The sequence below is a fragment of the Pseudomonas sp. IT-P12 genome (assembly GCF_949767465.1).
Lineage (GTDB): Bacteria > Pseudomonadota > Gammaproteobacteria > Pseudomonadales > Pseudomonadaceae > Aquipseudomonas.
The window spans coordinates 204536-222204 of the sequence record NZ_CATKPY010000011.1; the positions used below are offsets into that span (position 1 = coordinate 204536).

Genomic DNA, 17669 nt, shown 5'->3' on the forward strand with positions numbered 1-17669 from the left:
AGTGAGGTGGAACATACAGGCTGCCACGTTAACATTTCAGTGCGCGGCGCGGCGCCAGAAAATTCGGCTGAGCAAGGCATCCAGGCTGAGCTTGCCGGGGCCGGACAGCAGCAGTGGCAGCATCGCGGCGAGGTAGATCAGCGGCAGTTTGAAATTGCCGTAGCCTTTGTTAGTGATGGCATAACCCCGGGCAAGTTCACTCAGGCTCGACCAATCGGCGGGCCAGTGCACGGCAGCGGTCGCGACCACGGTCACCACAATCAACACGAGGGTCGAAATCCGTGTGCCGAGCCCGACCAGGATGGCGAGGGCGCAGATCAATTCGGCCCACATCGACAGTTCCCAGTTCAGCGTGGCCGGCAGTTGATCGAAGGGAAACGGGAAGCGCTCCTGGATATCGGCGAACCAATTTTCGCCATTCCATTTTTCCAGGCCGGACTCGAAAAATTCCCAGGCGATGAACAGCCTCAGGGTCAGGGGGGCGAGCCAGGCACCGGCGCGGTCGAGATTCAGGTGCAGGCCTTTGACGGCCGATGAAATTGCAGCGTTCATGGACTGGGTCTCCATTCAGTCAGGGATGCGGGGCCGGGCAGCCCCGCGCAGGGGTTACTCGCCGGCGCCGCACTTGCCTTCGCCGCATTTGCCTTCAGCCGGTTTCTCGGCGCTGTCGGCCTGGGCCTGGCTGTAGCCGTGGGCCAGTTGTTTCATGCTGAACGCTTCGGATTCGGAGGCGGATGCGACATTGGCCAGGGCCAGGCCGCCAGCAACGATCAGGCCGAGTGTCAGGGAGGACGTCGAGAGTTTGAACATGGTGATACCCCGTGCATTGAGTGAGTTGAGTGCAGTGACCGGCTGAGCCGACCGACAGGCACATTTCATCAATCGGGTGTATCCGCGATGTGTCTTCGGTGCGGGGTTTTGTCGGCGCGGTGTGTCGGGGACGGGCGTGTACACAGTGCGATACAGAACTCGGGCGATCACACGTCCCCCTGTGGGAGCGAGCCTGCTCGCGATGACATCGGCAGCATCACATTCAGCGTGTCAGATACACCGTCATCGCGAGTAGGCTCGCTCCCACATTCAAGATTCAGAGCGAGCCTGCAAACGAGACCCAATTGGCGCTTTTACCCCGGCGGGATTTTGCTATACCTTTCCCAACCGCTCCCTGCATGGTGAAACCGTTTCATGTCTCTTGCGCTCGAACGTCTAATCGCTGGTACGCCAATCCCATTCGCCGGCAACCGCGTCACCGTGGTCAGCCCCGAACTGGCCTTGCGCTTCCAGCCCGGGGACCATCTGCTGGTCGAGCAGGTCAGCGGCGAATTGCTGCTGATTCCCGTGGCTGACCAGAAAGCGGCGGCGCTGGCGATCGAACGGGCAGAGGCGGCCTTTACCGCGTTGTCGGCCGTTTCGGACCAGGCGATCAGCGAGTTTTTCGACCTGTTCGCCCAGCGCCTCGAGAATCAGGACTGTTGGGACCTGATCGAGGCCGCCAACCTGGCCGACATCGAGTGGGCCAAGACACGGGGGCGTTCGACCACGCGCCTGTTGGCCGATGAGCGCATGCGTCGCGACATGATCGCCGGCCTTCGGGCCTGGCGCGATGCTCCGGCCACCCGCGGCAAAGTCATCAGTTGCGTCGAACATGAAGGCTGGAAGGTGGAGCAGGTGGTTTCTCCCCTGGGCATCGTCGCTTTTGTCTTCGAGGGCAGGCCGAATGTCTTCGCCGATGCCGCAGGCGTATTGCGCACCGGCAACACCGCCGTACTGCGCATTGGCAGCGATGCCCTGGGCACGGCCCAGGCCATCGTCACCCATGCACTGAACCCGGCGCTGGAGGCGGCTGGCCTGCCCGTTGGTGCGGTGTCTCTGGTGGAAAGCATCAACCACGCTGCCGGTTGGGCGATGTTCGCCGACCGCCGCCTGTCACTGGCGGTGGCCCGAGGGTCGGGACGTGCCGTCAGCCAACTGGGCAGTATTGCGCAACAGGCCGGCACCGCCGTGAGCCTGCACGGCACCGGTGGCGCCTGGCTGATCGCCGACCAGGACGCCGATGCCACACGTTTTGCCGCTGTGGTGCGCAACTCCCTGGATCGCAAGGTCTGCAACACCCTGAACGTCTGCCTCATCCACCGCGACCGCGCCGCAGAACTGGTGCCGCTGTTCCTGCACGCACTGAAAGAGGCGGGCGCCGCGCGGGACGAGAGCTGCAAGTTGCACATCGTCGAGGGCAGCGAGTCCTGCCTGCCCTACGATTGGCGGCACGCGACCGTCGACGTCTGCCGCGCCGAAGGCTATCAGACTGAGGCCATGGCCGAGCCGCTGCCGGAGGACCAACTGGGCCGCGAGTGGGAATGGGAAGAAACCCCGGAGGTCAGCCTGAAGATCGTCGACGACCTGGACAGTGCCATCGCCTTGTTCAATCGTTACAGCCCGCAATTCACCGTGTCGCTGATCAGTGAGACGCCCGAAGCGCATGAGCGTTTCTACAATGCGGTCAACGCACCGTTTGTGGGTAACGGCATCACTCGCTGGGTCGACGGGCAGTACGCGCTGAACAAGCCGGAGTTGGGGCTTTCGAACTGGGAAAGCGGCCGCCTGTTCGCCCGCAGTGCGATTCTCTCCGGTGACGGCGTCTTTACCGTGCGCAGTCGAATGACCCAGTCCGATCTGTCGGTCAAACGCTAAAGCTCGGCGTATGGGCGATCGCCTCATGCAGCTGCGACATTTTCGCTATCTGCTGGCGGTTGCCGATCACGGCGGATTCGCCCAGGTCGCCGAGGCGCTCCCGTGTCCCAACCGACCCTGGGCGTGAGCCGTCCGACGAGTCGTCAATCGTCGACTGACTGGCACATTCCATTGGCCTTGCCGGTCGAGGACACCTCCACCGAGTCGTCATCGGCGAGTACGATTGACAGCGTGATACCGGAGCCCTTGGCCTCGAAGCGGCGGTCGGTGATGGCCTTGGTGTCGGCTTCCTTGCTGTTGATCAGCACCGGCCCGTCCTGATCCGCCTGGACGAGGAACTTGCCGGGGCACTCCACGGCGAATGACGGGATGCCTTGAACGCTGTTTGCCTGGGCGCTACTCGCCAACAGCAGCAACATCGGAACGATCAGCTTACTTCTCATTGCATGCCTCCAATGAACAACATCGCGTGTGCTTAACGATAGCGTTGTTTGGCAAACAGGCGGCAAACAAAAAGGCCCCGCTCGAACAGTCGAGCGGGGCCTTGTCTGTGGCGATTAATTAATAGAACCGGTCAATCACCTGAACTTCGTTCTTGTTCTGCATCGATTCCCAGGCCTGTTTCAGTGTCTGCAGGACGCTGCCGATGTAGTCCTTGTCGGCTGCGGCTTTCTTGCCGACATAACCCTGGCCGCGACGGTACATCTTCAGGCGGGCCGCCAGGTTCTGGTGGTTCTGGTCGAACTCGGCTTCGTGGGCATGCGGCGCCAGGCAGTCGATCTGAACCTGGCCCGACTTGCTGACCCACAGGATATGGCTGTCATGGCTGTCTTTTTGCGCAGCGAACATACGAGCCAATTCATCGATGGTTGGTTGATTGTTCAGGTTCATCATTAAAGCCCCCTTGACCATTTGGTAATCTTTCAAAGTTGATTCGCTAATACAGGTAGCCCATCGGTTAGTTGATCCCTGGCACCGAAACCAGGACGTCAGCGTTCGTCCACCAGAAAGGGCGGGGTCCCGCGTCTGTTGCATGTAGTCGTGTTGAATAACTGCTACGCAATTGCGTCACAACGAAGAGAAGCAGCGATAACCTTCAGGCCACTACCGACGTTTCAAGGTCGGCCACAAGCTTCATGAGGATTGATCGCCAGCGCTTCTCGTCCTTGTACTGGACGTTCAGGCCAGGTCAGCTTCTTCAATCTGCCTTGTGGGCAGCGTGTATCCGGGAAAAACAGCTCGGCGGTCAGACGAGCTTGCTCAAACGTGTTGCCTTACTCCCGATCGGGGAGATGGCTGCATCATGCAAGGGCAAATCGAAGGCGTCAACGGTTTTGTAGTGATTATTTTCGGTCACTACATATTGTCCGACAAAGCTGTTTGGAATGAGCAGGGGAACTCAGTGCAGCTTCGGCGCGGGGCAGTGCATTACGCCTTGCCCGCCGGTTTGCCCGCGCGTTTGTTACCGTTGGCAGGCTTGCGCTTGGCCGTCTTGCGCTTGTTTTTCCACGGCGTGGCACCGCGCCCGGCGGGGCTTGCCGGGCCGCTGATGGTCAGGTTAAGGCCGGCGCAGCGGGCGACCTGCTTGCTCATCCACGCGGCTTGCTTGGTGACGAATTCTTCCAGGCTCATTTCACCGCTTTGCACCATGTCCAGCGCCTGTTCCCAGATCGCCGTGGTGCCAGGGTCGGCAATCGCCCGTGGCACCGCATCGATCAGGCTGAAAGCGGCCGGAGTTGCGGACAGCGCCTTGCCGTGCTTGACCAGGTAGCCACGGTCGAGCAGGCCCTGGATGATCGAGGCGCGGGTCGCTTCGGTGCCGATCCCGGTGGTGTCCTTGAGTTTCTGCTTGAGCACCGGGTCCTGCACCAGTTTGGCGACGTTCTTCATCGCCTTGATCAGGTCGCCTTCGGTAAACGGCTTGGGGGGTTGGGTCCAGAGGTCCTTGAGCTTCACGTCGGCCACCGCACATTCAGCGCCTTCGCTGAGTCTCGGCAAGGTCTGCGGCGCCGGCGCTTCGCGTCCCCTGGCCGGTGCGAGAGCCTCGGGCAGGGCGCGTTTCCAACCGGGCTCGACGATCTGCTTGCCGACCGCGCGCAGGGCTTGGCCGGCGCAGTCGAAGTCGGCCTGGGTCCGGTCGTATTCATGATCGGGCAGAAATTGCGCCAGGTAGCGTGCACGGATCAGGGTGTAGACCGCGCGCTGCTTGCCCGCGAGCCGGCCGAGGTTCTGTGCTGCAGCGGTGGGGATGATGCCATGGTGAGCGCTGACTTTTGCGTCGTTCCACGCCCGGGAGCGGCGCTGGGGCAGCAGGTGGTCGCGCAAGGCGTCGAGCGTCGGATCCGCCTGCCTCAACGCCGCCAGGATCGCCGGCGCTTCACTGTGCTGGCTGACCGGCAGGTAGCCGCAATCGCTGCGCGGGTAGGTGATGAGCTTGTGGGTTTCATACAGCGCCTGGGCGATGTCGAGGGTTTCCTGGGCACCGAGGCCGAGCTTCTTCGAACAGATCTCCTGCAACGTGCCGAGATCGAACGGCAGCGGCGCCACTTCGCGCAGGCGCTCGGTGCGCAGCTTGATCACCCAGGCACTCGCCGCGCCGGCCAGTGCCGTGGCGGCGTGTTGGGCCAGGGCCTGGTTGAGGCAGCGGTCCTGGTCGTCACACGCCTCGGAGGGGGCGCGCCACTGTGCGGTGAACGAGGTGCCCTGATGGAGCAATTGCACGTCGATGGCCCAATAGGCGACGGGGACGAAGTCAGCGATGCTGCGATCGCGATCCACCACCAGTCGCAGCGTCGGTGTCTGCACCCGGCCCACCGGCAATACCCCTTGATAGCCCGACTGACGCCCGAGCAGGGTGAACAGCCGACTCATGTTCATGCCGATCAGCCAGTCGGCCCGCGAGCGGCCCAGCGCGGAATGGTAGAGGCTGAAGGTCTCGGCCCCGGGCTTCAATGCCGCCAGTGCCTTGCGGATCGAGGCATCGTCCAGGGCTGACAGCCACAAGCGCTGAATCGGCCCGCGATAACGGCAGTGATCCACCAGCTCCCTGGCGATCATCTCTCCCTCACGGTCGGCGTCGGTGGCGATCACCAGTTCATCGGCTTCGCCGAGCAGGCGTTTGACCGCCTTGTACTGGCTGGCCGTGCGCGGTTTGACGGTCATTTTCCATGTGCCGGGAATGATCGGCAGGTCGGCAAGCACCCAGCGCTTGTAACGCGCGTCGTAGGCATCCGGCGCGGCGGTCTCCAGCAGATGGCCGATGCACCAGGTCACCGTGACGCCCGTACCCAGCCAGCATCCTTCACCGCGTCGGCGTGCGCCGAGTACGGCCGCGATGTCTTTGGCCTGGGAAGGTTTTTCACAGAGGAACAGCCGCATAACCACCATCGTTCATCAACTGCCGGGAGGTGCACAGGATGGCGTGTGATGGGCGAAGGAGCAATCTTTATCTGTATGGATGTACAGCTTCCGTATTTCCGATCATTACCGTCCCGTTCGGCTGTACGTCCGTCGCGATGGCGAAAATTGGGTTATACCTGACAGGTGCCGTCTCAAGTTTCGGGGCGGCGGCCTGACCCATCGCAGCGGTGCGACGATAAGACCAGGCACGCTCCCACCGGTCCATCATCCTGCCGAGGAATGCATTACATGAAGAACTCCGGCCCCAGCCCCGTCATTACCATCGCCGAGCAGCCCGGCTGCCTGCTGGTGAAGTTCCACGGTATTCAGGTCGCCGCGTCCACGCGCGCGCTGGTGCTGCTGGAGGCCAATTATCCGCCGGTGTACTACGTGCCGCGTGAGGACATCGACGAGCAATATTTCGCCCGCACCGATCACACCAGCTATTGCCCGTACAAGGGCGACGCGAGCTACTTCAGCCTGCAGATTCCGGGGCATGAGGGCGCGAATGCGGTGTGGAGCTATGAATCGCCGAAGATCTCGGTCGAGCAGATCAAGAATTACGTCGCGTTCTATCCCGACCAGGTGACGTTCGAAATCCTCAAGGATGTCGAGTGATTGCTGCCGGTCCACCACGCTTGGCTCAACGGCTGGCTGCGCAAGCGTCCGGGCAATGCGTCCGATGCCGCTGGCCTGGCACAGGACACCTTGGTGCGTGTCATCAAGACGCGGACCGCACCGAATGACGGTGATCCGCGCAACTTGATGGTGTCGTTCACAGCGAGTTTCCAGGCCGCCTGAAATCGCCGCGTCCAGGCGCGGCGATTCAGATTCGGAGGGTTGCACTCAGCGCAGGGCCTGCACCAGCGTTGATTCATCGATCTGCGCAATCGACGTCACCCCGGTCAATGTCATCGCCACACGCATTTCCCTGGCAAAGATATCCAGCATGTTTTCCACGCCCCGCTGGCCATCGGCGGCCAGCGCATAGGCCATTGAACGTCCCAGCAAGACCCCCTTGGCCCCCAGTGCCAGCATCCGCACCACATCCAGCCCCGAACGGATGCCCGAATCGACCAGCACGGTCAGGTCATCGCCCACCGCCTGCATGATCGGCGGCAATGCCTTGGTGGTGGAGAGCACGCCGTCCAGCTGCCGTCCGCCGTGGTTCGATACCACGATGCCATCGGCACCGAAGCTCACCGCATCCCTGGCGTCCTGGGGATCGAGAATACCCTTGATGATCATCGGGCCTTGCCAGAAGTCACGAATCCACTGCAGGTCGCTCCAGCTGATCGACGGGTCGAAGTTGTTGGCCAGCCAGCCCATGTAGTCTTCCAGGGTGACGGCTTTGCCCAGGTACCTGGAAATGTTGCCGAGATCGTGCGGGCGGCCCATGAGGCCGACGTTGTACGCCCAGTCAGGCCGGGTCATGGCTTGCAGGAGGCGGCGCGATGAGGCGAAAGGTCCGGACATCCCCGAATGCGCGTCACGGTATCGTGCGCCGGGGGTGGGCATGTCGACCGTGAACACCAGGTTTTTCACCCCGGCAGCCTTGGCCCGTTCCAGGGCATTTTTCATGAAACCGCGGTCCTTGAGCACATACAACTGGAACCAGATGGTTTGCTCGGTCTGGCGGGTGACTTCCTCGATCGAACACACCGAGACCGTCGACAGGCACAGCGGGATGCCTTTGTTTTCCGCAGCCTTGGCCGCCTGCACTTCACCGCGCCGGGCGAACATGCCGGTCAGGCCGACAGGGGCGAGGACGATGGGCATCGACAGCGGCTGGTCGAACAGGCGGGTTTCCAGGCTCAGGGTCTCGACGTTCTTCAGGATGCGCTGGCGCAGGCTGATGCTGGTCAGGTCGGCGCTGTTGGCCCTCAGCGTGTGCTCGGCATACGCGCCGCCGTCGATGTAGTCGAAGAGAAACCTGGGGAGCTTGCGACGGGCTGCCTCGCGATAGTCGGATGCGGATGAAATGATCATGGGGCCTCGTTCGGGTGGAGGGCGGGGCGATGGTGCGGGGTGTCAGAGTAGCGAAAAGCCGACCACTTGTGGGAGTGGGCGTGCTCGCGAAAGCGGACTGTCAGTTGACCTCTTCGTTGGCTGACACGTCCACTTCGCGAGCGAGCCGCTCCCACAGAGCGAGCGGCACCCGATGGATCAGTTGTTGTTCAAATCCACCTGCTTGGTCTCACGCAGACAGATCAGCCCCACCACCAGGCTGACCGCCGTAATCACCACCGGGTACCAGAGTCCATAGAAAATGTCCCCGGTGTACACCACCAGCGCGAACGACACCGTCGGCAGGAACCCGCCGAACCAGCCATTGCCGATGTGATAGGGCAGGGACATCGAGGTGTAGCGGATGCGCGTCGGGAACAGCTCGACCATCAACGCCGCCAGCGGGCCGTAGCACATGGCCGAGATGATGATCAGCGCGACGATCAGCGCCACGATCATGGTCTTGTTGATCGATTGGGTATCGGCTTGTGATGGATACCCGGCCAGCGTCACCGCGCCACGCAGGGCCGCTTCGTCATAGCCTTCGATTTTCACGTCGCCGATGCTGACCTGCACGCCGCTGCCGGCCGGTGCTGCAGCGCTGCTGTAGGGCAGGCCCTGCTTGACCAGGAAGGTCTTGACCTTGTCGCAAGGGCTGTCGAATTTGGCCTTGCCCACCGGGTCGAACTGGAAGGTGCAGGTGGCCGGGTCGGCCAGTACGGTGATCGGGGCCTGGCGGCTGGCCTGGTCGATGGCCGGGTTGGCGTAGTGGGCCAGGGTCTTGAAGATCGGAAAGTACAGCACGGTGGCCAGCAGCAGCCCGAGCATCAGCACCGGTTTGCGCCCGACCTTGTCCGACAGCCAGCCGAAGAAGATGAAGAACGGTGCGCCGATGGTCACGCTGATGATCAGCAGGCTGTTGGCCAGTGCCGGGTCCATCTTCAGGAACTGGGTGAGGAAAAACAGCACGTAGAACTGCGCGGCATAGAAGGTCACTGCTTGGCCGGCATTGATGCTGAACAGCGCGATCAACACGACCTTGAGGTTTTCCCATTTGCCGAAGGAGTCGCGCAGCGGCGACTTGCAGAGCTTGCCTTCCTCTTTCATTTTCACGAACGCGGGGGACTCGTGCAGGCTCAGGCGGATCCAGGTGGAAATCCCCAGCAACACGATGGAAAACAGGAACGGAATGCGCCAGCCCCAGACTTCGAACTGGTCCCCGGTGAAGTAGCGGCAACCCAGCACCACCAGCAGCGACAGCAACAGCCCGAGGGTGGCGGTGGACTGGATCCAGCTGGTGTGGAAGCCGCGCTTGTCGATGGGCGCGTGTTCGGCGACATAGGTTGCGGCGCCACCGTATTCGCCGCCCAGGGCCAGGCCCTGCAGCATGCGCAGCACCACGAGGATGATCGGCGCGGCGATGCCGATGCTGGCATAGGTCGGTAGCAGCCCGACACAGAAGGTGGCCAGGCCCATGAGGACAATGGTGGCGAGGAAGGTGTATTTACGGCCGATCATGTCGCCGAGGCGACCGAACACCAGTGCACCGAAGGGCCGCACGATGAAGCCGGCGGCGAAGGCCATCAGCGCAAAGATGAACGCGGTGGTGTCGTTGACCCCGGCGAAGAACTGCTTGCTGATCACCGCTGCGAGGGCGCCATAGAGGAAAAAGTCGTACCACTCGAACACTGTCCCGAGCGATGAGGCAAAGATGACCTTGCGCGTGTCGCGGCCGATCTCGGCACTGCGCGTGATGTTGAGCGGCTGAACGTGTTCTGACATATCGGTTCCCTCACAGTGATTGTTTTTGTTGTTCCACTGTCGGCGCCTGCCTTGTGGGCGGGCGCCGCTGTTGTCGTACCCCTGTGGGAGCCAGACCGCCAAGCCGGTCTCGCTCCCACAGTGTTCTGTCCTTTGGTTCAGGGATTTGTCGCCAGTTCCATGGGGGACGGGGTTCTCCTCGTGGTGGGGTCAAGGATCAGCTGCGCCGCCTTTTCGGCAATCATCAGCGTAGGCGAGCAGGTGTTGCCGGACGTGATGCGCGGCATGATCGAGGCATCGGCGACACGCAGGCCGGGGATGCCGTGGACCTTGAGTTGCGCATCGACGACCGCATCGCTGTCGTGACCCATGCGACAGGTGCCGACCGGGTGGAAAATCGTCGTGCCGATGCGGCCGGCCGCCTCGTGCAGTTGTTCTTCGCTCTGCAGGCTTTCGCCGGGCAGGTATTCCACCGGTTTGAAGGCCTGCAGGGCGGGGGCGTGGACGATGCGCCGAGTCAGGCGGATCGCATCGGCCGCCACGCGCAGGTCCTGCGGGTGGCTCAGGTAGTTGGGCTGAATCAGCGGCGCCTGCTGCGGATCGGCCGAGCGGATGTCCACGCGCCCGCGGCTTTGTGGGCGCAGGTCGCAGACCGACGCGGTGAAGGCCGGGAAGGGGTGCAGCGGTTCGCCGAAGCGCTCCAGCGACAAGGGTTGCACATGGTATTCAAGATTGGCCGACGTCTGCTCGGGCCCCGAGCGTGCAAACGCCCCGAGTTGGCTCGGCGCCATCGACAGCGGCCCGCTGCGGTCGTACAGGTAACGCAGGCCCATGCCCATCTTGCCCCACACGCTGCCGGCAATCTGGTTCAGGGTGCGGGCGTTTTCCAGCTTGTAGATCAGCCGCAGTTGCAGGTGGTCCTGCAGATTGCCGCCCACCCCCGGCAGTGCGTGAACCACGCCTATCCCCAGTTTTTCCAGGAGCGGGCGAGGGCCGATGCCGGAGCGCTGGAGGATGCTCGGTGAGCCGACGGCGCCGGCGCACAGGATGATTTCCTGGCGGGCTCTGAAGCGCTTGACCTGGCCTTGCCAGCGGGCGCTCACCGTCGAGGCGCGGCCGTTTTCCAGCAACACGCGGTCGACTTCAACCTCGGTCAGGACGGTGAGGTTGGGCCGTTGGCGGATCGGTTTGAGAAACGCCTTGGCGGCATTCCAGCGAACCCCGCCTTTTTGATTGACCTGGAAGTAGCCGCACCCTTCGTTGTCGCCCTGGTTGAAGTCGTCGACGCTGGCAATGCCGCTCTGCTCCGCCGCGCTGCGAAAGGCATCGAGAATCGGCCACGACAGGCGCTGGCGTTCGATGCGCCATTCGCCGCTGGAACCGTGGAAGGGCGAATCACCGGCGAAATGGTTTTCACTTTTCCTGAACAGTGGCAGTACGTCGTTCCAGCTCCAGCCGGGGTTGCCTTCGGCAGCCCAGCCATCGTAGTCGCCGCTCTGGCCGCGCATGTAGATCATGCCGTTGATCGAGGAACAGCCGCCGAGCACCTTGCCTCGCGGATAACTCAGGGCCCGGCCCTGCAGGCCCGGTTGCGCTTCGGTCTTGAAGCACCAGTCGGTGCGCGGGTTACCGATGCAGAACAGGTAGCCCACGGGAATGTGGATCCAGGGGTAATTGTCGCGCCCGCCGGCTTCGAGCAGCAGCACGCGATGTTGCGGGTTGGCCGACAGGCGATTGGCCAACAGGCAACCGGCCGGCCCGGCCCCGACCACGATGTAGTCGAATTCATCAAGGGAAGTCTGCATCCCTGACCTCTGTTGTTGTTCTTGTTATCGGTCATCCTAGTTGTTAGCTTTCGTTAAAAGAATGTTTGTTTTTGCGCAGCCGTTGTTCGTTTTTAAACAGCGTGCGCCTGAGGGACGCTTCATGTTCGACTGGAATGACCTGCGGTTTTTTCTCGAGCTACAGCGCAGCGGGCGTTTGCTCACTGCCGCACGCCGCTTGCACACCACCCACGCCACCGTGGCCCGGCATATCGAGGCCATCGAAAAGAGCCTCGGCACCGCACTGTTCGTCCAGCATGCCCAGGGCTATGAGCTGACGCCGGCGGGCGAGGCGCTGCTCAAGCATGCCGAAGCGATGGAAAACGTCGCGCTGCTGGCCCAGGAAGAGATCACCCAATCCACCGCGCCGCTGGGCAAGATTCGCGTCGGTGTGACCGAAGGGTTGGGCATCATGTTCCTCACCAGCCGCATGAACGGGCTGTTCGAACGCTACCCGGGGCTGGAGGTGGAACTGGTGGCGGTGCCGCGATTCGTCAGCATCCTCAACCGCGAGGCGGAAATCAGCATCCACCTCGAACGCCCGTCGGCCGACATGCTGGTCACGCGCAAACTGACCGATTACCGGCTGGCGCTGTACGCCAGCCAGGCCTATCTCGACCGCGCACCGCCGCTGCGCAGTCGTGAAGACCTCGGCCGACAGGCGTGGATCGGTTATGTCGATGACTTGCTGTTCAGCCAGGAACTGATGTTTCTCAACAGCTTCTGCCGCAACCCGCAGGTGGTCTTTCACAGCACCAGCGTGATCGCCCAGCAACAGGCGGCACGTTCAGGCATGGGGATTGCGGTGCTGCCGTGCTACATGGTCAGTGGCGATCCGCAACTGGTGCCGCTGTTCCCGGAGGAAAGCATCCTGCGCAGCTACTGGATCAGTACCCGCCGCGAACTGCACAAGTCCGTGCGGCTGCGGGTGATGTGGGATTACGTGGTCGAGCTGTGTGAGCGCGAACAGGCGCTACTGCTGGGCGCCGATCAACCTTAGGCGGCGCCGGTCGACGCTCCTGCAAAGGCGGGATTCAGGGAAGGATCTCGAACGCAGTGCTCGCCAGCCGCTCGCCGTTCACCAGGACATGCACCGCGTGTCGGCCCGCGTAATGCCGGCGGGTGGTCAGTTCCTTGATGTGCTGGCCCCGCGTGAGGAACTCGCGGGCCTTGCCCGGTAGGGTCAAGGCCTTGAGCTTGAACACCTTCGCCGAGGTGCTGCCGTTGGCTTTCACGTAGTCGATGGCGTAGTCGATCACCAGCCTTTGGCTGTTCTCGACCGTGGACCTGACCGTGAACGACAGGGTGATTTTTTCCCCGAGCGCAATGACCGCCGGTTCGACCTTGACGTCGATGATCTCGACTTCGGGCTTGCCACCGGCGCCGATGATTGCCAATGCACGCGGGTGGCCCTGCTTGATCAGGCTGCGCAGCGCGTGCCTGGCGATCCACGCGGTGTGTTTGTTGTCCAGTGACCAGCCTTCGAGGGTGTCCAGCACCCAGTCGGGGTGATCCTTGGTGATGTCGTTGAGGTGGTTGGCCACCGACTTGCGCACATAGAGGCTGTCGTCGGCCTTGAGGTTGTCCAGTATCGCGGCCGCCAGGCGTGGGTCGGCCTGAACCTGCTCGAGCCGAAACGACCACGGCAGGCGCGGCCGGCAACCCTCGCTGGCGAGGCGCCGAACGTGTTCGTTTTCGTCCAGCGACCACGCCTGCATGACGGCCAGGGTGCGCTCGAAATCACTGCGCAGGAAAAAACGGATGGCGAATTCCGCCGAGCCGAAGGTGGTGAAGTACTTCAGCGCCTCCATGGACAACTCGAAGGCATGGCGGCCGTAGGTCGCGACGTAATGCGGCAGCGAGACGCTGACGAAGCCACTGTTCAGGCGCGGGGCAAGGGCGCGCAACACCTCGAGCGAAGCTTCGTAGCTCATCGGCAATGTCGCATGCAGGCACTCGCTGACCCGCGCCATGCGCTGCATGATCGACAGCTCGGACAGTCCGTCGTTGGCCATTTTCAGGAAGGCCCGGGCGTTGAATTCGGGATAGACCGCGCTCATCTCGGTGGCGATGTGCGTGAGACGCTCGGCGTTGAAGATTTCCTTGAGAGCCGGTGCGGGTTGGTCAGTTGCCATGGGTTTTCCTTGAAAAATGTCGGTTCATCGTTACGCTTCTCGGAACGCCATCGCGAGCAAGGACGGCGCAAACCTCTGTGGGAGCGAGCCTGCTCGCGATGGCGGCCTCAAGGATGCCTCAGTTCTTCGCCGACTGCTCCTCAAGCTGATCCGACTCGAACAACTTGGCCAGCTCGGCCCGCGCTTCCTGGGCCGTTTGCAACACCTTCGCCGCATCGTCATACACCGCATGCTGGGCTTCCAGCACCTGCTCATCGTGGTGTTTGAAGCGCTTGATCCGGGCATCGGCCTGCGCTTGGGTGAGGCCCAGGCCGACCAGCGTGCGCCGGCTCATTTCCAGGCTTGAGTAATAGGTTTCGCGAATCGCCTCGGCGCCCAGGTCGACCAGACGGTGCACGTGCTGACGGTTCCGGGCGCGGGCGATGATCTTGATGTGCGGGTACAGGCGGTGCACCACCTCGGCGGTCTTGATGTTGGCGTCCGGATCATCGGTGGCGATGATGAAATACTCCGCCTGTTCGACCTTCGCGGCGCTGAGGATTTCCGGGCGCATCGGGTCGCCGTAGAACACCGGTACGCCCCCAAAGCTGCGCGACAGTTCGATGGTTTCCACCGATGTGTCGAGGGCGACGAACTTGATGTTCTGTGCCCGCAGGATACGGGCAATGATCTGGCCCATCCGGCCCATGCCGGCAATCACCACGCGGGGTTCGTCGGTGTCGATCTCGCGGAATTTCTCCGGCACCACCACCGGCTGCACCTTAGGGCTGACCAGACGCGCGCAAACCAGCAGCAACAGCGGCGTCACGGCCATGGACAGGGTGATCGTCAGCACCAGCAGATCGTACAGACGTGGTTCGAACAGGCCCTGGTCGCGACCGATCTTGAAGACCACGAAGGCGAATTCGCCGCCCGCCGCCAACACGATACCCAGGCGGATCGCGCTGACCTTGCCCAGGCCGCCAGCCAGCCGGCCGACCACAAACAGCAGCGGCAGCTTGATGGCGATCAGCAGCAGGGTCAGCCCCAACACCGTGATCGGTGCGCTGAGCAGCAAACTCAGATTGGCGCCCATGCCCACGCTGATGAAAAACAGGCCCAGCAGCAGGCCCTTGAAGGGTTCGATCTGCGCTTCCAGTTCGTGGCGATATTCCGAGTCGGCGAGCAGCAACCCGGCCAGGAAGGCGCCCAGCGCCATGGACACGCCGACCAGGTCCATCAGCCACGCGGTGCCGATCACCACCAGCAGGGCGGTGGCGGTGGAGACTTCCGGCAGCCCGGTGCGAGCCACCACGCGGAACACCGGGCGCAGCAGGTAGCGACCGCCGATCACCACCACAGCGATGCTGCCCAGCACCCGCAAGCCATGGTTGATGTCCTCGGCAGCGCTGGTGGTGTGATCGCCGCCCGCCAGCAGCGGCACCATGGCGATCAAGGGAATTGCGGCGATGTCCTGGAACAACAGGATCGCGAACGCCAGCCGTCCGTGGGGACTGGTCAGCTCCTTGCGTTCGGCCAGGCTTTGCAGGCCGAAGGCGGTGGACGACAGGGCCAGGCCCAGTCCCAGCACGATGGCGCTGTTCAACGGCTGGCCAAACAGGAACAGCGCGACGACACCGATGACCGAACCGGTCAGCAATACCTGCGCGAGGCCCACGCCAAACACCGACTTGCGCATTACCCACAAGCGCCGAGGCGACAACTCGAGGCCGATGATGAACAGCAGCAACACCACGCCCAGCTCGGAAATATGACTGACGCTCTGCGGGTTACCAATCAGCCCGAGCACCGACGGCCCGATAATCACACCGGCAAACAGGTAGCCCAGCACCGCCCCCAGTTGCAGGCGCTTGGCCAGCGGAACGGTGAGCACCGCCGCGAACAGAAACACGACAGCGGCTTGTAACAGGTTGCCTTCATGGGGCATGACGAAACTCCAGAACTCGGTGAGGCGGGGGGCGGGAAGAATAAAGGGTGAAGCGCTTTGCGTCAGCAACCGCCATCGCGAGCAGGCTCGCTCCCACGAGACCGGCGCAGGCCTGTGGAAGTGAGCCTGCTCGCGATGAGGACCACGCAAACGTCACAAACTCAGTTACATTTTGCATTAAAAAGTTACATTCATAGGATAAGCTGATCAATCTTTCCAACGCCCCCGAGCCTGCCGCATGGCCATCAACTTCGACCTCAATGACCTGCAAGCCTTTCGCGCCGTGGTCGAACAGGGCAGTTTTCGCAAGGCCGCCGACGCTGTGCGCATCTCCCAGCCCGCCCTGAGCCGGCGCATCGAGAAGCTCGAAGACGCCCTCGGCGTCAGGTTGTTCGAACGCACCACGCGCAAGGTCAGCCTGACTCAGGCCGGTCGCGGCTTCATGCCCAGCGTCGAACGCTTGCTGGATGACCTGGATGTCGCCCTGCTGGGCATCAGTGAAGTCGCCTCGACCCGGCTTGGCCACGTCACGGTCGCTTGCGTCCCGTCGGCGGCGTATTACTTCATGCCGCGGGTCGTCGCCCATTACCACCGCCAGTTTCCGCGGATCAAAGTCAAGGTCCTCGACTCCAGCGCCCACGATGTATTGAGCGCCGTGGTCAATGGCGAAGCGGATTTCGGCCTGAGTTTCATGGGCACCCTGGAGGCTGAAGTGGACTTCGAGCCGCTGGTGCAGGAGGGCTATGTCGTTGCCTGCCGCCGCGATCATCCGCTGGCGGGCCGCAGCAGCGTGACCTGGGACGAGTTTTACCGGCAGGATTACATATCGCTGGATAAAACCTCGGGCAACCGCTTTCTGCTGGACCAGGCGCTGACGGGCATCGTGCCGCAGCGCCAGAGCATCTGCGAGACCCGGCATGTGACGACGATGATCGGTCTGGTGGAGGCGGGGCTGGGCGTGGCGGCAGTGCCGCTGATGGCCATGCCGGCGGCGGACCACCCGATCCTGACCCGGGTGCCGTTGACCGAGCCGCAGGTGATGCGCAGTGTCGGGATCATCAAGCGCCGGGGCCGTACGTTGACCCCGGCGGCGCTGGAACTGGAGCGCCTGGTGGTGCAGATGAAGGTCGAGGTCAGCGAGTGACCGAATCCAGCCCCGTGGCTTTCACATCCGCTTGCGCCACCGGGGACGCCAGGTAGTCCAGCAGCGCCCGGGCTTGCGCCGGGTGTTGTGCGCCGACCGGAATGCCGGCGGCGAAACGCGTCACCGACTGCAGCGACTCCGGAATCTTCGCCACGAAGCTGACCCCCGGCACCGGCAGCAATTCGCTGACCTGCTGGAAGCCCAGTTGATAGTCGCCGGTGGCGACCACCGAGCCCACCGGGATTTTCGGGACCATCGCCGACTTGGGCTTCAACTGCTCCTCGATGCCCAGGCGCTTGAACAACTGACTCTCGATGTACACGCCGCTGGCACTGTCGGAGTAGGCGACGGACTTCGCGTCGAGCAGGGTCTTTTTGAGGCCCGCCTCTGAGCTGATGTCCGGCTTTGGCGCGCCTTCGCGCACCACCAGGCCGATCCGCGAATCGGCCAGCTCGACGCGGGATGCCGGGTCGACCTTGCCTTGCTTGATCAGGTCATCGAGGGCGTAGCCGACCATGATCACCACATCGGCTTTCTCGCCACGGGCCAGGCGATTGGGGATGGCTTCCGGCGCCTTGCCCATCGAGGGGCCCAGGGCGGTGTCAAGGGTATTGCCGGTGGAGGCGGCGAACTTCGGGCCGAGGACCTTGTAGGCGGCAGTGAAGCCGCCCGAGGTCATGACGCGGATTTCTTCGGCCTGGGCCAGGCTGCTCAGGCCCAGGCTGGCCATCAGCGCCAGGGCGGCGAGGTTGAATGGTTTTTTCATGTTCGGTCTCTCGAAAAAG

At 62.9% G+C, this 17669-nt stretch carries 16 protein-coding genes and 1 pseudogene; 6 read left to right on the top strand and 11 right to left on the bottom strand.

What is annotated here, in order from left to right:
- Nucleotides 1-36: 36 nt before the first annotated feature.
- Complete coding sequence (locus tag ACM6IM_RS04195) at nucleotides 37-552, bottom strand: DoxX family protein (RefSeq protein WP_414864277.1); 516 nt, start codon at nucleotides 550-552, stop codon at nucleotides 37-39.
- Nucleotides 553-606: 54 nt separating this feature from the next.
- Entirely contained in the window at nucleotides 607-810 is a 204-nt protein-coding gene (locus ACM6IM_RS04200; RefSeq protein WP_192303223.1) for a hypothetical protein, read from the bottom strand.
- 375 nt (nucleotides 811-1185) lie between these two features.
- Between ACM6IM_RS04200 and ACM6IM_RS04205 the strand changes: the two genes are divergently transcribed.
- Together ACM6IM_RS04205 and ACM6IM_RS04210 are read left to right on the top strand one after the other, a co-directional pair.
- Complete coding sequence (locus tag ACM6IM_RS04205; protein WP_414864278.1) at nucleotides 1186-2688, top strand: aldehyde dehydrogenase family protein; 1503 nt, start codon at nucleotides 1186-1188, stop codon at nucleotides 2686-2688.
- A 25-nt stretch (nucleotides 2689-2713) separates the two neighbouring features.
- A pseudogene (locus ACM6IM_RS04210) lies at nucleotides 2714-2808 on the top strand (LysR family transcriptional regulator); the annotation flags it as partial.
- A 23-nt stretch (nucleotides 2809-2831) separates the two neighbouring features.
- On the opposite strand, the gene ACM6IM_RS04215 reads toward ACM6IM_RS04210, so the two are convergent.
- From ACM6IM_RS04215 to ACM6IM_RS04225, 3 genes are all read right to left on the bottom strand, one after another.
- Entirely contained in the window at nucleotides 2832-3131 is a 300-nt protein-coding gene (locus ACM6IM_RS04215; protein ID WP_192303219.1) for a hypothetical protein, read from the bottom strand.
- A 118-nt stretch (nucleotides 3132-3249) separates the two neighbouring features.
- Nucleotides 3250-3579: a hypothetical protein gene (locus ACM6IM_RS04220; protein WP_192304820.1), complete on the bottom strand. Its 330-nt coding sequence runs from the start codon at nucleotides 3577-3579 to the stop codon at nucleotides 3250-3252.
- Between the two features lie 537 nt (nucleotides 3580-4116).
- On the bottom strand, nucleotides 4117-6066 hold the full coding sequence (locus ACM6IM_RS04225; protein ID WP_414864279.1) for a DNA topoisomerase III: 1950 nt from the start codon (nucleotides 6064-6066) through the stop codon (nucleotides 4117-4119).
- A gap of 270 nt (nucleotides 6067-6336) precedes the next feature.
- Here ACM6IM_RS04225 and ACM6IM_RS04230 point away from each other — a divergent pair, with 270 nt between their 5' ends.
- Both ACM6IM_RS04230 and ACM6IM_RS04235 read left to right on the top strand, forming a co-directional pair.
- The gene (locus ACM6IM_RS04230) at nucleotides 6337-6705 is read left to right on the top strand and encodes a DUF427 domain-containing protein (RefSeq protein WP_201190068.1); all 369 of its coding nucleotides are present in this window, start codon (nucleotides 6337-6339) and stop codon (nucleotides 6703-6705) included.
- On the top strand, nucleotides 6706-6888 hold the full coding sequence (locus tag ACM6IM_RS04235; protein ID WP_414864280.1) for a hypothetical protein: 183 nt from the start codon (nucleotides 6706-6708) through the stop codon (nucleotides 6886-6888).
- 45 nt (nucleotides 6889-6933) lie between these two features.
- Here the strand turns inward: ACM6IM_RS04235 and lldD are convergent, their stop codons facing one another.
- The 3 genes from lldD to ACM6IM_RS04250 form a co-directional block, all read right to left on the bottom strand.
- Complete coding sequence (gene lldD, locus ACM6IM_RS04240) at nucleotides 6934-8076, bottom strand: FMN-dependent L-lactate dehydrogenase LldD (protein WP_414864281.1); 1143 nt, start codon at nucleotides 8074-8076, stop codon at nucleotides 6934-6936.
- 177 nt (nucleotides 8077-8253) lie between these two features.
- Entirely contained in the window at nucleotides 8254-9876 is a 1623-nt protein-coding gene (locus ACM6IM_RS04245; RefSeq protein ID WP_414864282.1) for an MFS transporter, read from the bottom strand.
- Between the two features lie 137 nt (nucleotides 9877-10013).
- Complete coding sequence (locus ACM6IM_RS04250) at nucleotides 10014-11660, bottom strand: GMC family oxidoreductase (RefSeq protein WP_414864283.1); 1647 nt, start codon at nucleotides 11658-11660, stop codon at nucleotides 10014-10016.
- 121 nt (nucleotides 11661-11781) lie between these two features.
- Here ACM6IM_RS04250 and ACM6IM_RS04255 point away from each other — a divergent pair, with 121 nt between their 5' ends.
- Nucleotides 11782-12678 (top strand): LysR family transcriptional regulator, encoded by an 897-nt coding sequence (locus tag ACM6IM_RS04255; protein ID WP_414864284.1) that lies wholly within the window; start codon nucleotides 11782-11784, stop codon nucleotides 12676-12678.
- A gap of 34 nt (nucleotides 12679-12712) precedes the next feature.
- Here the strand turns inward: ACM6IM_RS04255 and ACM6IM_RS04260 are convergent, their stop codons facing one another.
- Together ACM6IM_RS04260 and ACM6IM_RS04265 are read right to left on the bottom strand one after the other, a co-directional pair.
- Nucleotides 12713-13813: a DNA alkylation repair protein gene (locus tag ACM6IM_RS04260; protein ID WP_414864285.1), complete on the bottom strand. Its 1101-nt coding sequence runs from the start codon at nucleotides 13811-13813 to the stop codon at nucleotides 12713-12715.
- Nucleotides 13814-13931: 118 nt separating this feature from the next.
- Nucleotides 13932-15740: a monovalent cation:proton antiporter-2 (CPA2) family protein gene (locus ACM6IM_RS04265; protein WP_414864286.1), complete on the bottom strand. Its 1809-nt coding sequence runs from the start codon at nucleotides 15738-15740 to the stop codon at nucleotides 13932-13934.
- 238 nt (nucleotides 15741-15978) lie between these two features.
- Here ACM6IM_RS04265 and ACM6IM_RS04270 point away from each other — a divergent pair, with 238 nt between their 5' ends.
- The gene (locus ACM6IM_RS04270; RefSeq protein ID WP_192303195.1) at nucleotides 15979-16884 is read left to right on the top strand and encodes a LysR family transcriptional regulator; all 906 of its coding nucleotides are present in this window, start codon (nucleotides 15979-15981) and stop codon (nucleotides 16882-16884) included.
- Here ACM6IM_RS04270 and ACM6IM_RS04275 read toward each other — a convergent pair.
- Entirely contained in the window at nucleotides 16874-17650 is a 777-nt protein-coding gene (locus ACM6IM_RS04275) for a substrate-binding domain-containing protein (protein ID WP_192303193.1), read from the bottom strand. The two genes, ACM6IM_RS04270 and ACM6IM_RS04275, sit on opposite strands and share 11 nt — an antisense overlap.
- Between the last annotated feature and the right edge of the window lie 19 nt (nucleotides 17651-17669).